The 14,865-nt window shown below is 46.8% G+C and carries 13 protein-coding genes; all 13 read left to right on the plus strand.

From position 1 onward, the window contains the following. The first annotated feature begins 62 nt into the window (after positions 1-62). Complete coding sequence (gene bshA, locus MHI01_RS30660; RefSeq protein WP_036672009.1) at positions 63-1,223, plus strand: N-acetyl-alpha-D-glucosaminyl L-malate synthase BshA; 1,161 nt, start codon at positions 63-65, stop codon at positions 1,221-1,223. Between the two features lie 62 nt (positions 1,224-1,285). Beyond that, on the plus strand, positions 1,286-2,584 hold the full coding sequence (locus tag MHI01_RS30665) for a CCA tRNA nucleotidyltransferase (protein ID WP_036672006.1): 1,299 nt from the start codon (positions 1,286-1,288) through the stop codon (positions 2,582-2,584). After that, complete coding sequence (locus MHI01_RS30670) at positions 2,571-3,548, plus strand: biotin--[acetyl-CoA-carboxylase] ligase (protein ID WP_036672005.1); 978 nt, start codon at positions 2,571-2,573, stop codon at positions 3,546-3,548. Before MHI01_RS30665 ends, MHI01_RS30670 begins: the two co-directional genes overlap by 14 nt. A 344-nt stretch (positions 3,549-3,892) precedes the next feature. Continuing rightward, on the plus strand, positions 3,893-4,771 hold the full coding sequence (gene panB, locus MHI01_RS30675) for a 3-methyl-2-oxobutanoate hydroxymethyltransferase (protein WP_036672039.1): 879 nt from the start codon (positions 3,893-3,895) through the stop codon (positions 4,769-4,771). Beyond that, positions 4,768-5,664, plus strand: coding sequence for a pantoate--beta-alanine ligase (panC, locus tag MHI01_RS30680; RefSeq protein WP_076317445.1), 897 nt, complete (start codon positions 4,768-4,770; stop codon positions 5,662-5,664). Before panB ends, panC begins: the two co-directional genes overlap by 4 nt. Beyond that, on the plus strand, positions 5,657-6,040 hold the full coding sequence (gene panD, locus MHI01_RS30685; protein ID WP_017687742.1) for an aspartate 1-decarboxylase: 384 nt from the start codon (positions 5,657-5,659) through the stop codon (positions 6,038-6,040). The genes panC and panD overlap by 8 nt, the downstream gene beginning before the upstream one ends. A gap of 117 nt (positions 6,041-6,157) precedes the next feature. Beyond that, on the plus strand, positions 6,158-6,781 hold the full coding sequence (locus MHI01_RS30690) for a tetratricopeptide repeat protein (RefSeq protein ID WP_306068488.1): 624 nt from the start codon (positions 6,158-6,160) through the stop codon (positions 6,779-6,781). Positions 6,782-6,923: 142 nt separating this feature from the next. Further along, positions 6,924-9,785, plus strand: a complete 2,862-nt coding sequence (gene dinG / locus MHI01_RS30695) for an ATP-dependent DNA helicase DinG (protein ID WP_076250015.1) — start codon at positions 6,924-6,926, stop codon at positions 9,783-9,785. A 219-nt stretch (positions 9,786-10,004) separates the two neighbouring features. After that, positions 10,005-10,658, plus strand: a complete 654-nt coding sequence (locus MHI01_RS30700) for a redox-sensing transcriptional repressor Rex (protein WP_036671997.1) — start codon at positions 10,005-10,007, stop codon at positions 10,656-10,658. Beyond that, a complete protein-coding gene (locus MHI01_RS30705; RefSeq protein WP_036671995.1) occupies positions 10,645-11,952 on the plus strand; it encodes an amidohydrolase in 1,308 nt (435 codons plus the stop codon). The genes MHI01_RS30700 and MHI01_RS30705 overlap by 14 nt, the downstream gene beginning before the upstream one ends. A gap of 37 nt (positions 11,953-11,989) precedes the next feature. Continuing rightward, on the plus strand, positions 11,990-12,520 hold the full coding sequence (locus tag MHI01_RS30710) for a DUF5590 domain-containing protein (RefSeq protein WP_047843541.1): 531 nt from the start codon (positions 11,990-11,992) through the stop codon (positions 12,518-12,520). Between the two features lie 301 nt (positions 12,521-12,821). Next, positions 12,822-13,349, plus strand: coding sequence for a hypothetical protein (locus MHI01_RS30715; RefSeq protein WP_017687748.1), 528 nt, complete (start codon positions 12,822-12,824; stop codon positions 13,347-13,349). After that, positions 13,342-14,844, plus strand: a complete 1,503-nt coding sequence (locus MHI01_RS30720; protein ID WP_036671989.1) for an AAA family ATPase — start codon at positions 13,342-13,344, stop codon at positions 14,842-14,844. The genes MHI01_RS30715 and MHI01_RS30720 overlap by 8 nt, the downstream gene beginning before the upstream one ends. Positions 14,845-14,865: the final 21 nt, after the last annotated feature.

A 14,865-nucleotide genomic window follows, 5' to 3' on the forward strand; every position in this document is an offset into this window, starting at 1 on the left:
TCATTATTCCATTGCATTATATCAACCTGCATGAAGCGGGAGATCAAAGGAGCGTCCACAGGATGGATAAAAAGCTAAAAATCGGCATCACCTGTTATCCGTCCCTCGGCGGGTCTGGCGTTGTCGCAACGGAACTGGGCAAATTACTTGCCGAACAGGGGCATCAGGTTCATTTTATTGCCAACAGTATCCCGTTCAGACTGGGTACGTTCCAGAAAAATATTTTTTATCACGAAGTTGAAGTAAATGATTATTATGTTTTCCGTTACCCTCCGTATGACCTGTCACTGGCAACAAAGATGGCTCAGGTGGCTAAGTCACAGCAGCTGGATCTGCTGCATGTTCATTATGCCGTGCCACACGCAGTATGTGCCTTTCTGGCGAAACAAATGGTAGGGGACGGCCTTAAAGTGGTTACCACGTTACATGGAACGGATATTACGGTTCTGGCTCAGGATGAATCTCTGAAGGATCTGATCCGTCTAGCCATTAATGAAAGTGACGCGGTTACTGCCGTATCACAAGATTTGATTCGAGAAACGGTCGAATTGCTGGATATTCAGCGTCCAATCGATCTAACCTATAATTTTATTGACAAACGAATATATTATCCGCGGGATGCTGCCAGTCTGCGAAGAGACTTTGCTACGCCTGACGAAAAAATATTAATGCACATCTCCAATTTCCGACCGGTGAAAAGAACTCAGGATGTGGTAGAGGTCTTCCGTCAGGTACAGGAGCAGGTTCCTGCCAAACTGTTATTTGTTGGTGAAGGACCTGATTTGCCGAAGATGCAATGGAAGATTAATGATCTCGGCTTGAATGATAAAGTTCATTTCCTTGGCAAACAGGATGACATTGCTCAGGTCATTTCCATGGCCGACGTGTTGATGCTTCCATCGGAGAAGGAAAGTTTCGGACTTGTGGCGCTCGAAGCAATGGCTTGTGGCGTACCCACAATCGGTTCACAGGCCGGAGGAATTCCGGAACTGGTCTTACATGGTAAGACGGGGTATTTATCCGCGATCGGGGATACACAATCCATGGCCGAGAACACCATCCGTTTATTGACGGACGATCGTTTGGCTGCTGAGTTCAGGGAAGCATGTCTTCAGCGCGCGCATCACGACTTTTGCAATGATGCTATTCGGCATGAATATGAACAGATATATTACCGGGTGTTGGGAAGGGAAGTTCCGAATCTGAAGCCGGTTTGCGGTTAATCATTTCTTTGACGAAATCATACTGTGCATACCACAACAGGCAAGAGAAGAGGTGATATGTGGTGGTTCAATGGACACAGGTAGATCGTGAAATGGCAATGCAGAGTGAGAATGTACTCACAACATTAAACAAACATGGCTACAAGGCATATTGGGTAGGTGGTTGCGTTCGTGACGAATTGCTGGAACGTGTTGTGGACGATATGGATATCACGACATCTGCTTCTCCTGAGCAAGTCATGGAACTGTTTGACGATTGTATTCCTACAGGTTTACAACACGGTACGGTTACCGTTCGTTCAGGCGGTTATTACTTTGAAGTGACCACATTTCGAACAGAATCCGAATATCAGGATAATCGCAGACCTGCTGCGGTTCAATTTGTTCAGGATATCAAGGAAGACTTACAGCGGCGCGACTTCACGATGAACGCTCTTGCTATGGACGTCACTGGGACAATCGTTGACCCGTTCGGTGGACAGGCAGATATCAAGGAAGAGCGAGTCAGATGTGTGGGTTCTGCGATGGAACGATTTGGTGAAGATGCACTGCGGATGCTCCGCTGTGTCCGGTTTGCTTCCGTATTTGATTTCAAAATTGCCCATAACACGTGGAAGGGTCTTGTAAGGCAGAAAGACCTGCTTCAACATATAGCAATGGAACGGGTACGTACCGAGATGGTAAAAATGATGTCTGGACCGCATCCTTTAAGAGGGTTGGAGCTGTTATACAGAAGTGATTCCCTTGCGCATATCAAAGCGCCGGTAAGCTCGACCCGATTTAACAAGATGTTGTTATCCAATTTGGAACAATTGTCAGGTCAGCATGTGTTGCTTCGTTGGTCACTCATCCTGATTGCTGGCGGTTATAGCAAGGATGAAGCAGATGTATTATTACGTCAGTGGACATTTTCCAATGAACATCGTTCTCGTATAACAGGGGTCCTTCAGGTGGAACAGTTGATTCATACTTCCGTGCAGGAGCCGAAGGATACGGTCAGTCTCCGTTCCGATTGGATCGTTACTGTTCTGGCTTGTGGCGTTCAGGCGGCGGATGATTGGCTTCGAATACAGTCTGCACTGCCAGCAGAATGGCGGAATCAGTCCGAACCGGCAGAAATGCAGGTTGTATTAGTACAAGAGCTTGCAGCCGAATGGAGTCAATCGATTCCTGTGCATGACTTGAAAGAGTTGGATATTACAGGGGAACAAGTGTTACAAATGGTGCAGCGCAAAGGCGGGCCTTGGCTGGGGCAACTAATGAAACATTTGTTACGAGAAACGGCGATTGGAACGATAGCGAATCAGCATGAAGCACTAAGTGCAGAAGTGAAGCGGGTGGTTCAAGATGACCAAACATGAAGATCTGTTACATATGTTATTAAATGCAGAAGGACGATTCGTATCGGGTGAAGAGATCAGCCGTAATCTGTCCATCAGTCGGACCGCTGTGTGGAAACATGTGAACAAGTTGCGAGACATGGGTTATGAGTTTGAAGCGGTATCCCGCAAAGGATACCGTCTGGTAACGAAGCCGGATAGCATTGACGCTACTGGCCTCCAATTGGCCCTGGATACAACCGTATTTGGCCGTAAGGCTGTTTTGTTGGCTTCGACCCTGTCTACGCAAGGGGATGTTCTCAAGCTAGCTGAGCAAGGGCAGGCAGAAGGCGCTGTGGTCATTGCGGAAGAACAAACAGGAGGAAGAGGACGTTTCGGTCGACAGTGGTTCTCTCCTCCGGGTAAAGGAATCTGGATGAGTGTCCTGTTACGCCCTGATCTACCACTTCAGCATACGCCGCAGCTAACTTTATTAACAGGAGTGGCTGTATGTCGTGCCGTTCGAGCTTGTTCAGGAGCTGATGCGGGCATCAAATGGCCAAATGATGTGTTGATTGACGGACGCAAGGTATGTGGCATATTGCTTGAATCTACGGTAGAAGATCATGAAGTCAGATACTGTATCGCAGGTATAGGCGTTGACGTGAACTTTGATCCCGAGGATTATCCGGAAGATCTGACCACAATCGCTACTTCGCTCAAGATGGAGACGGGTCAATCCGTTGATCGCACCAAACTAACGGCTGCCATTTTGACGGAGCTTGAACAGTTGTATTTTTTGTATCAAAAAGAAGGATTTGGCGTGATCTCAGCTCTATGGGAGGCCCTGTCCGTATCGATGAATCGAGAGATTACAGTGACGAATCCTCATGGTGTCATTGAAGGGAAGGCAATTGGTCTTGACCCTTCTGGTGCACTTATCGTGGAGAAGCACGATGGAGAACATACGCTAATCATCTCTGGTGAGATTTCCTGGAAATCATAAACAATTTGTCGAATTTTCACTGGTAAAATGAACATAAGACGTGAAGTTTGAGCAGAACTTTGGTATACTGTGTTCGTGAGGCGATATCGGCTAATGCAGACCGAATTGCACTCCCGTAACAGTAACCTTTGTTCTGCTTTGATGTGTTTTATATAAGCAGACCGCAGTGCAAGAATGAAATACGTTTAAGTGAGTTGTTGGATTCTGCTCTGAGCCGAAGAGGACCGAGACAGAAGGGACGATCGCAAGTGACTCTTTTTTGACTTTTCGGGACTTTTTAGTGGAAAACTAAAAGGTTTTTTTGTTGCGTTTATTTGAAAAGAAGAAAGGAGCCATGAAAAAAAATGGCGAACAAACAAGCGTTGAATATTGTGAAAATGAAAAAATATAAGCAGGATGGCGTGCCGCTTACCATGATCACGGCTTACGATTATCCAACAGCGCTCCTAGCAGAGGAAGCAGGTATTGATCTGATCCTGGTTGGTGATTCACTCGGCAATGTAGTACTGGGTTATAATTCGACGCTTCCGGTGACCATCGACGACATGGTATACCACACACGTTCCGTAGTGCGCGGTGCTGAGAAGACATTTATTGTGGCTGATATGCCTTTTATGACCTATCATGGCAGCGTGGATGAGACGCTTAAGGGTGTCCGTCGACTGATGCAAGAGGGGCATGCCCATGCGGTTAAAATGGAAGGCGGAGTCGAGATAGCGGACACCGTTAGAGCAGTTGTGCAAGCAGGCGTGCCTGTTCTTGGACATATCGGACTGACACCTCAATCGGTTAATCAGATTGGTGGTTACCGCATTCAGGGCAAGGATGCAGCGGATGCGAAACGTCTGATGGACGAAGCCAAAGCCTTGGAAGCTGCAGGTGCGTTTGGCATTGTGCTTGAACTGGTTACGGAAGAAGTTGCACGGGCGATCTCGGAGGAACTGTCCATCCCTACCATCGGAATTGGAGCAGGACGAGGCTGTGATGGTCAGGTACTGGTATTCCACGATGTGGTTCAATACGCCTCTCCGTATACGCCCAAACGATTTGTCAAAACCTATGGAGATGTGGGTACATTAATCAGAACCAGCATCGAAGCTTACGTGAAAGAAGTGAAAGATCGTTCGTTCCCGGCCGAAGAGCATGTATTCAATGCGGCGGATGGTGTTCTGGATCAACTGTACGGCGGACAACGCAAGGAAAAGGTGGGGAGTAACTCATGAAAGTATTACGGACAATCGCAGAGTTAAGACAGGAACTAAGCTTGAAGCGTCAAGCGATTCGGTCCAGTGCGTCTGTTGTAGGTCTTGTACCAACAATGGGTTATCTTCATCAAGGTCATGCAAGCTTGATGCAGGCAGCCAGACAACAGAGCGATATCGTGGTATTAAGCATATTTGTTAATCCAATTCAATTTGGCCCTAATGAAGATTTTGACAGCTATCCGCGGGATGAAGCCAGAGATGTGGAAACAGCACGCTCACAAGGAGTGGATATCGTATTTATTCCCTCTGTTGAAGAGATGTATCCACAGGCAACGCAAACGACCGTATCTGTCTCAAAACTGACGGAGCGCTTATGTGGCGCTTCACGTCCAGGACATTTTGACGGGGTAACGACCGTAGTCTCCAAACTCTTCAACATCGTACAGCCACAGCGTGCATTTTTTGGTATGAAAGACGCTCAGCAGGTTGCGGTCATTCAACAGATGGTGAATGATTTGAATATGCCTGTAGAAATTGTACCCTGTCCGATTGTTCGCGAAGAGGATGGCCTTGCCCTCAGTTCACGTAACGTCTACCTTAACCCAGAACAGCGTACACAGGCCTTGGTTCTATCGAAGGCACTACGTGCAGCTCAGGAAGCCACAGATACAGGTGTAGCTACTACAGCCGCAGATATCCGTCGTATTCTGCGCGAGCACATTGCAACCTCACCGCTTGCCGTTATCGACTACGCCGAGATTCAGGCTTTTCCAAGTCTGGAGCCGCTCACAGATCAGGAAGAAGTTCAAGGCCGTGACGATCTGCTCATTGCACTTGCGGTGAAATTCGGAAAAACAAGATTGATTGACAATATAAGGTTGCAAAAATCGGAGGTACTGTCCCATGTTTAGAACACTGATGAAATCCAAAATTCACCGGGCTACTGTAACGGAAGCCAACTTGAACTATGTGGGTAGTATTACCATAGATGAAGACTTGATGGAAACATCCGACTTGATGGAAAACGAGAAAGTGCAAATTGTGAACAACAACAATGGTGCACGTCTGGAAACATATGTGATTCCAGGACCACGCGGAAGCGGGGTCATATGTCTTAACGGCGCAGCTGCACGTCTGGTACAGCCTGGAGATAACGTCATTATCATTTCTTACGCCATGATGTCGCAAGAAGAGGCAAATACTCACAAACCAACCGTTGTATTTGTAGATGGACAGAATAAACCTGTACAAACGATGAAACAGGAAGTCCACGCAACAATTATGTAATCGACTGGTAAGGAGAATGAAATCGGCCCTTGAAGCAAAAAATGAGTACAGGTCACTGCACTAATCCATTTTTTCAAGGGTGGGGATGCATCGATGTTCCAGCATGTTTTCGCAGAAATGAACGACATGTTAGATGAAATTATCAAGAGCTATCCTTCCGCTGAAGGCCTGAACAAACAAGAATTGCTGCAAAAGTGGAACTTGCTTAAGCGGATGAGTGACGGAATGCTGGATGAATGGCTGATGTTTGAAGAAAAGATGAGCCAGGTGAGGGAGCGAGAGATGGATAAGCCTGCTTCCCTTGAACCGGAACAGGAAGCTGTTACCGCTCTGCCTGAACTCCATCTGGAATGTTTCAGTCGAGGTCAGGGTTATTTCAAATTACAGATGTATCCGCAGGCGATCATGCAATTCTCCCGGGTTGTGACCGACCATCCGGAGAGTGCATTAACTCGTTTTTACCTGGCGCTGGCGTATCTGAATCTGGAACAAATGGCGGAAGCCGGAACACATTTACAGCAGATCATGTACCTTAAAGGTTCACCTCGCTTGAAAGGGCTTGTGTGTAACGCCCTGGGCTGTATTCAAGTCAAGCTTGCGAATCCCGAAGCTGCATGTTCACTCTTTGCACAGGCCCTTCAGTATGACCCGACATTGACCGAACCACTGTACAACATGGAAGCTTGCAGGTTGAACAGGGGAAAATTGCAATATGCTAATCAGCTGACGACCCTTCATTAAGCGGGAATTCGGCGACAAAAAAACGGTGTTCCCTCCTTTGGCATAGCGGCGGGGACACCGCTTTTTTGTCAGTTAATTTTCAAATCCCCTTTTTTTTGCTATGCTGTAACATAGACTGGAATGGAAGGGACCGTACATTGCAATGAAATTTGCCGTATTGGATTTCGAAACAACCGGCACGCAGTCCGACGGTGAGATTATACAGGCCGGACTTGCCATCATAGATCATGACTACAGCATAACTCAAATATATAGTTCTTATGTGAACCCTGGTGTACCGATTCCCCCGTTTATTTCGGGGTTGACGGGTATTACCGATGCAGATGTGGCGGACGCTCCTTCACTCGAAGAGATGATGATGGAGATGGTTCCGCTGCTTAATGATGTGGTGCTTGTTGGACACAACGTCGCTTTTGATTTTCACTTTTTGCAGAATGCTCTTGACCGTTGCGGTTATTTGCCGTTCACTGGCCGCATTCTGGACACGATTGATTTTCTGAAGATCACATTCCCATCACTGGGTTCTTATCAACTCGGTTATGTGTCTTCCGAATTTGGATTTCAACATGATCGCCCTCACCAGGCAGACAGTGATGCACTGGCGACAGCCTATGTGCTACTCAAGTGTCTGGATGAGTTAAAGGAATTACCGCTCATAACGATTCAGCGCCTCAGTGACCTGTTTGCACCAGAAGACAGTGACTTGGGTTGGTTTTTGGACGGAATGCGCAGTGAGAAGGAAGCAGAGCCGATTCAGGACCTGGACGGACATACCTATTATCGTCAGCTTGCTCTTAATGTAAGTGATTGGACCGATATTGGTGCACCACGCGATGAGCGGGAGGCTAACCCCCTCGATGGTGTAAGCTTCGAACAGTTTATGGACCAGGTTCGGGAGAATCTGAAGGATACACTGGATCATTACGAAGAGCGTGAAGCGCAGACTCAGATGTTCAGCAGTGTAAGGCAAGCCTTGGATGAAGAGAAACATCTCTTGATCGAAGCTGGAACGGGTACCGGTAAATCTCTAGGGTATCTGTTGCCTGCTATTTATGAAAGTGTGAAGCAAGAACAGAAAGTTATGGTTAGCACGCATACGATCAATCTGCAGGAGCAATTGAGAGAGCGGGACATTCCGATGCTGACTCAAGTGGTTCCGTTCCCGTTTAAGGCTGCTGTATTCAAAGGACGTGGACATTACCTGTGCCTGCGCAAATTTGAACACAAAATCAATAAACGTGAATTCGCCACACCGAAAGAGGATTATTTCACAGCTGCTCAGATGATCGTCTGGCTTACGCAGACCGAAACCGGAGATGATGAGGAACTTAACCTTAGCGGACGCGGAGGGGACTTCTGGGAGACCGTACAGAGTGAATCCGAATCATGTCTGGGAAGATCCTGTCCATGGTTCCGTAAATGCTTCTACCATCGTGCCAAACATGAAGCAGGGTTGTCTGATATCGTAATCACCAATCACTCCAAATTATTTACGGATGTGAAAGCCGCGCATCAGCTGCTGCCAGCCTATGAGAGTCTTGTGATCGATGAGGCACATCATCTGGAGGATGTCGCTGGTAAACATCTTGGAATGCATATGAAATATTTCACCTTGGTTCATACACTGACCCGCCTATTTAAAGACAGTCGTAATGGTCAGCTACCTATGCTTCGTTCGCAGTTTTCCGGGCATGAAAATTCGGTGCAATGGGGCTCCATGGTGGATCAGATGTTCCCGCTCGCTCTTGAAGTTAAGGAGCTGTGGGATCGTATGAGCGATGCCTTGTTTGGTCTCTTGCCTGAACGAAGTGATGCTTCACCGGGAGAGACGGGGCAATTTTCACTGCGTCTGAAAGCATCTCAGAAACCTGCAAAATGGCAGGAGTTGCAGGATCTGGAGAACCAGATCTATGTGACTCTGGGCGATTTGGTTCGCAAAGGGGACAAATTGCTGCTTGAAGTGAAAGAGGATCAGGATGATTATCAATCGGATAGTCTGATCACGGACATTACAGGATTGCTGAAAGATCTGACCACATTGAAGGAGAATCTACGTTTCTTCATGCGTATGGATGACGCCAAAACGGTGTACTGGATGGAAGCCAGCGGTCAGTTCCGCAGTAAATCTCTTCAGCTGTATGCCGTACCTGTAGATGTCAGTGCCCAACTTAAGGATTTATTTTTTGACAAAAAGAAAAGTGTTGTGCTTACATCGGCTACGCTCTCGGTAGATAAGTCATTCCAGTTCATGATTGAGCAGCTTGGCTTACAGGAAGCCTCTGAGAATAATCGGCTGTTAACGTCGATGCTGCCATCACCTTTCAACTATCGCGATCAGGCACTTCTGGTGATTCCGCGTGATTTCCCGAGTGTGAAGGGAAGTGTGGGTGATGCGCACTTTGTTAATATGCTGGTGCAATCACTTGCAGAGACGGCAATTGCTACGCGTGGACGCATGATGGTTCTGTTTACTTCATACAAGATGTTGCGACAGGTCTATGATCCGCTGAAGGAGGCACTGTCTGGCAACGACATCTCGTTGCTTGGGCAAGGCGTTGACAGTGGAAGTCGTTCCAAATTGACTCGCAGGTTTCAAGATGCCAAAGCAACGGTACTTCTGGGCACAAGCAGCTTTTGGGAGGGTGTAGATATCCCGGGAGAGGCGCTAACCTGTCTCGCTATTGTGCGATTGCCTTTCCAGCCACCGAATCATCCGTTGGTGGAAGCCAAGAGTGAGCTGCTTCAGGAACAGAAGAAAAATCCGTTCATGAAACTGTCCGTGCCGCAAGCGGTCATTCGTTTCAAGCAGGGATTTGGCCGGTTGGTGCGTACAGCGAAGGACAGAGGAATTGTCATTGTTTATGATACACGGGTGATTGAAGCGTACTACGGTAAATTCTTTTTATATTCATTACCTGGTCCCAAAATGGAGCATATGCTCACGGAGCAGATGGTTCCACGAATTACCGAGTGGTTGGAAAAACCTGCTAATGAACAAAAATAATGGTCGTTTTGTTCGTTATATCATTGCATGACACTATCGTTTGGCGTTAAACTTTATTAGATATTTCCGTATCCGATTAAAGCAGTTGCACGTAAGAACTTATAACCTAAATTACAAGGAGCATTCCGTATAAAATGTCACGTTTATCTTTGAGTTTTATACAGAATGCTCATCTTTTCATCTATTATTTTATCGTGGCCTTGGTAAGGGGGAGCAAGAATGAAATCGGATAAAATTTCGGAAGCGGTGGTACGACGTCTGCCTGTATACTTGCGTTATTTGAACGAGTTGCATCAGCGTGAGGTGGCTACTGTTTCTTCTCAAGAGCTTGGACAGAGGCTGGATCTGAATCCGGCCCAAATTCGTAAAGACCTGGCTTACTTCGGTGATTTTGGTCGTAAAGGGATCGGGTATGATGTATCCTATCTGATCGAAAAAATTCGTCACATTCTCAAAATCGATCAGCAAATTAATGTGGCTCTGGTAGGCGCGGGTAATCTCGGACAGGCCTTGTCCAACTATAACGCGTATCTGAAAGACAACATGAAAATTGTTGCTGTATTTGATGCATACGGACCGAAGATTGGTAGTCAAATCAACAGTTTGACGGTAAAACCAATGGATGAATTGACGGAAGCCGTTAAAACGGAAAACATTCGCATCGGAATTATCACGGTTCCGGATACGGAAGCCCAAAATGTAGCCGATCAGCTTATTGAATCAGGAATTGAAGCGATCCTTAATTTTGCACCAACCATTCTAAAAACACCGCCGCATATCCGCATTCACCATGCTGACTTCACAACGGATCTGCTTAGTTTGGCCTATTACTTGGAGACTGGAAAGGACGACGAGGAAGATGACAACAAATAGATGGGTAATTCACAACGGCAAATTTGCCGTTAATGAAGGCGGCACAACATGGAACGTGGTCCACGGATACATGGTTGTTGAGAATGACAAGATTGTGCATATTGGTGAGACATTGCCGGATGAAGACAAAAATTGTACCAAAGTGGATGGAAAAGGACTGTTCTTCCTGCCGGGTCTGATCAATACGCATGGTCATGCAGCGATGTCGTTGCTCAGAGGGCACGGAGACGATCTTGCATTGCAAGTATGGTTGCAGGAAAAAATGTGGCCGATGGAAGCGAAAATGACTTCAGAAGACGTATATTGGGGAACTTCGCTATCGGTGCTTGAAATGTTGAAAGGCGGAACTACAGCTTTCCTGGACATGTACGATCACATGGATCAAGTTGCCAAAGTTGTGGAGCAATCCGGCGTTAGAGCAGCACTGGCACGTGGTGTAATCGGGCTGTGCTCGGAAGAAGAACAATTGCGGAAGCTGGAGGAGTCGGCTGCGTTTGCGCGTGAGTGGAATGGACAGGCAGATGGTCGCATTACAACCGTAATCTCGCCACATGCACCATATACATGCCCTCCTGACTACATAGAGAAGCTTGTGCAGGTCGCGAACGACCTAAACCTTCCCCTTCATACACATATGTCGGAAACGCTTCGTGAAGTCGAGCAGAACGTGGCTGATTATGGACTGCGTCCTGTGGCACATCTGGAGAAACTGGGCTTTTTCTCTCGTCCATCCCTGGTTGCACATGCGGTGCATCTGAATGACGAAGAGATTGAGATTCTGGCCCGTCATGATGTGGCTGTATCCCATAACCCGGGAAGTAACCTGAAACTCGCTTCCGGTGTTGCGCGGGTACCTGCGTTGCTGAAAGCAGGAGTTACCGTGTCACTCGGAACAGACGGACCGGCAAGCAACAACAACCTGGATATGTTCGAGGAAATGAGACTGGCTGCATTGATTCACAAAGGTGTATCTGGTGACCCGACGGCAGTGCCAGCAGGCGAAGCGTTATTACTCGGAACGTCATACGGTGCCAAATCCATCTTCTTGAACAATACCGGAGCACTCCAGGTCGGCATGAAGGCTGACTTTATCGCCTTGGACATTGAACAGGCACATTTCTATCCACATACAGACCTGATCTCACATACAATCTATTCGGCTTCTGCCAAGGATGTTGAGCACGTATGGGTGGATGGGAAACAAGTGGTGAAACATGGCGAATGTCTGACACTGGATGAAGAACGCATTTTGCGTGAGTCTCAATTGGCATTTGATGGTCTGCTTGCTCGTTAATTGCAGGACAGCATCATAGGGAAAGGAAGTTCGGCTTTTGAAGAAAAAAAAGAAGTGGATATGGATTTCGCTGCTTGCACTGGTTCTGATTCTGTTTGGACTTCAGCGTTATTACGTCCATGTCACGCAGGACCAACGCAAGGAAGAAGCGCTCGCCATACAAGCAGCACAGGAGCAACTGGGCATTACATCCTATGATGAATTGCGCAAGTACATCTGGGGAGACAAAGAAGGCTCTGACAACATCTACTGGACCCTGATCGGCAAAAACAAGGATAACCAGGATGTTATGGTCTGGGTTAAATTCGATGCAAACAATCAACCGGTTAAGGGTGCAAACGCTGTACACAGTGAGCTGCTGCAGAATGGCATGTCCGAAGCGCAGATACGCAATCGCTTCAGTTCTGAAGTTCCTGCCGGTGAGATTAAACGAATCATGCCCGGAGTTGTGAATGGAATATATGTGTGGCAAGTGTATTATAAAGACGGTACGCATAACCACTATCGCTTTTATCGTTTTAGCAACGGAGAACAGGTGGACCTGGTCTACACACTCCCGAACAGCTAGAACAAGATAGAGTGAGATAACTAGAGAATTAAAGAAATGAAAGAACCGGCAGACGGATATCCGACTGAACCGGTTCTTTGTGTTGTCTGTAAACATATTTGATTTAAATAGTTAAAATTAATAATTTATTCATATTTTCGCCTTCGAAATTGTATATACGATGTGATATACTCAGATATGTACTCAAAGTTACATTCAAAACAAATAAACCTGTCAAAATTATCGCAGGAGTCAATGTGCACATATTCGTATATACCAATAAGCCAGTAGGTTGGGCCAAATTCTGGGAGGGGTAATTCACTTGAAGCTAAAAGTATTGCCTATTGCTTTAACTGCCGTCATTTCAGCCGTTGTGTTGTTTGGAGGTTGGTTTGTATATCGTCAGGTGGCTGTGCAGAATCCGATTGAAAAAATGGTAACCCAGTACGATGGAGTCAATGACGTTCAATTAACTATTAACCGCAATGACGTACAATTGAAACTGGATCTGCAACCTGATGTTGATTTGGGCAGACTGGTACAATATATTCACAAAGAAGGACAGACCCTGATTGGAACACGCTCACTAAAGTTGGATGTTGTGGATCATTCCAGTGAAGCACTGGAAAGTTGGTGGGGTGATGCGATGTTCACCGTAGCTCAGGCGATGGAGAACAAGCAATACACCGAGATTACACCAACGTTGTCAAAGATGGCGACGAATGGAATTAAGGTAAATACAGCGATGGATGACAACAATGTATATGTCAGTCTCAGAGACGGAGATGCCAGCAAGTTTATTATTCTGCCGCGTGTGCCCGGTCAGATAGGAGTGTGGCCTAATGCCTAAGTGGACAAAAGAAGTTGCCATCGGATTTTTTCCCGTATTGATTATTTTCCTTGCTTTTACTGGTGTTAATATTGTTCCGATCCTGATTGCAGCAGTGCTTGTCGGAGCTTTGCTGTTCATGATGCAAATGCGTGGCGGGATTACAGTAGGCGCTGCACAGGAACGTAAACGGAAGAAAAAAGGACCTTCCAAGCTTACTTTTGAAGAAATTGGCGGACAAGACAGTGCTAAGCAGGAATTGCGTGAAGCGCTTGACTTTCTGATCAAACATGAAGAAATCCGGAAGTTCGGGATTCGCCCGTTAAAAGGGATCTTGCTGACGGGCCCTCCAGGGACAGGGAAAACGTTGATGGCCAAGGCTGCTGCCCATTACACCGATTCTATTTTTGTAGCAGCATCGGGTAGTGAGTTCGTGGAAATGTATGTTGGTGTGGGTGCCAGCAGAATTCGGGATTTGTTCAAGGACGCGAGAACCCGTGCCACCAAGGAAAATAAGGAAAACGCTATTATCTTTATCGATGAAATCGATGTCATCGGGGGGAAACGTGAGGGTGGTCAACAGCGTGAATATGATCAGACCCTGAATCAGCTCCTGACGGAAATGGATGGAATCTATTCTTCCGATACGCCAAGAATTCTGGTTATCGCTGCAACGAACCGTAAAGAGATGCTGGATAGCGCCCTGACGCGACCGGGACGTTTTGACCGCCACATTCAAGTGGACTTGCCTGACAAAAAGGGCAGAAAGCATATTCTGGAACTGCATGCGGTGAACAAACCTCTGTTGAAGGAAGTTAATCTGGAGAAAACAGCAGAAGAATCATATGGTTTCTCCGGTGCACAGCTCGAAAGTGTGATGAACGAAGCAGCAATATACGCCATGAGAGACGGGCTGTTAAACATTGAACAGCGGCATCTGTCCCTGGCTATTGATAAAGTCATGATGGGTGAGAAGACAGACCGTGAGTCCAGCGTGGAAGAGAAGAAAAGGGTCGCCATTCATGAGTTGGGACATGCCATTATGGCTGAACTCGTTCGTCCAGGTAGTGTTAGTCAGGTGGCACTTAGTCCGCGTGGTCAGGCGCTGGGATATGTACGTCATAACCCGCAACAGGAACAGTTCCTCTATACGAAGCGCTTTCTGGAAGAGCAGATCATGATTGCACTCGGAGGAGCAGCTGCGGAGGAAATGTACTACGGTGGTCGTTCCACAGGTTCACGCAATGACTTTGATCAGGCAACCAATGTTGTACAGACGATGATGGCTTCGGGGTTGACTTCACTTGGGATTGTGAACATGGATATGGTCACAACCGAGGAACTGATGCGAGAGAATAAATTAATTCTGCAAGAACTGATGGAACAGACAAAGCAGTTGCTTGAAGAGCAAAGGACAATTTTCGACAATTCACTCGACATCTTGATTCGTGAGGAAGTTTTGTCTGGCGAGCAATTTCGTTGTCAATTTCGTGACAGTGCCCTTCTACCAGCATAATTTATTTATGCTGGTTATTTT

Origin of the sequence: Paenibacillus sp. FSL M7-0656, assembly GCF_038003225.1 — a bacterium.
Classification (GTDB): Bacteria; Bacillota; Bacilli; order Paenibacillales; family Paenibacillaceae; genus Paenibacillus; species Paenibacillus amylolyticus.

Excerpts from the sequence above, each read along its gene's own strand:
- bshA (WP_036672009.1), top strand. The coding sequence starts at position 63 with ATGGATAAAAAGCTAAAAATCGGCATCACCTGTTATCCGTCCCTCGGC.
- MHI01_RS30670 (WP_036672005.1), top strand. The coding sequence starts at position 2,571 with ATGACCAAACATGAAGATCTGTTACATATGTTATTAAATGCAGAAGGA.
- panB (WP_036672039.1), top strand. The coding sequence starts at position 3,893 with ATGGCGAACAAACAAGCGTTGAATATTGTGAAAATGAAAAAATATAAG.
- panC (WP_076317445.1), top strand. The coding sequence starts at position 4,768 with ATGAAAGTATTACGGACAATCGCAGAGTTAAGACAGGAACTAAGCTTG.
- panD (WP_017687742.1), top strand. The coding sequence starts at position 5,657 with ATGTTTAGAACACTGATGAAATCCAAAATTCACCGGGCTACTGTAACG.
- MHI01_RS30690 (WP_306068488.1), top strand. The coding sequence starts at position 6,158 with ATGAACGACATGTTAGATGAAATTATCAAGAGCTATCCTTCCGCTGAA.
- dinG (WP_076250015.1), top strand. The coding sequence starts at position 6,924 with ATGAAATTTGCCGTATTGGATTTCGAAACAACCGGCACGCAGTCCGAC.
- MHI01_RS30700 (WP_036671997.1), top strand. The coding sequence starts at position 10,005 with ATGAAATCGGATAAAATTTCGGAAGCGGTGGTACGACGTCTGCCTGTA.
- MHI01_RS30705 (WP_036671995.1), top strand. The coding sequence starts at position 10,645 with ATGACAACAAATAGATGGGTAATTCACAACGGCAAATTTGCCGTTAAT.
- MHI01_RS30720 (WP_036671989.1), top strand. The coding sequence starts at position 13,342 with ATGCCTAAGTGGACAAAAGAAGTTGCCATCGGATTTTTTCCCGTATTG.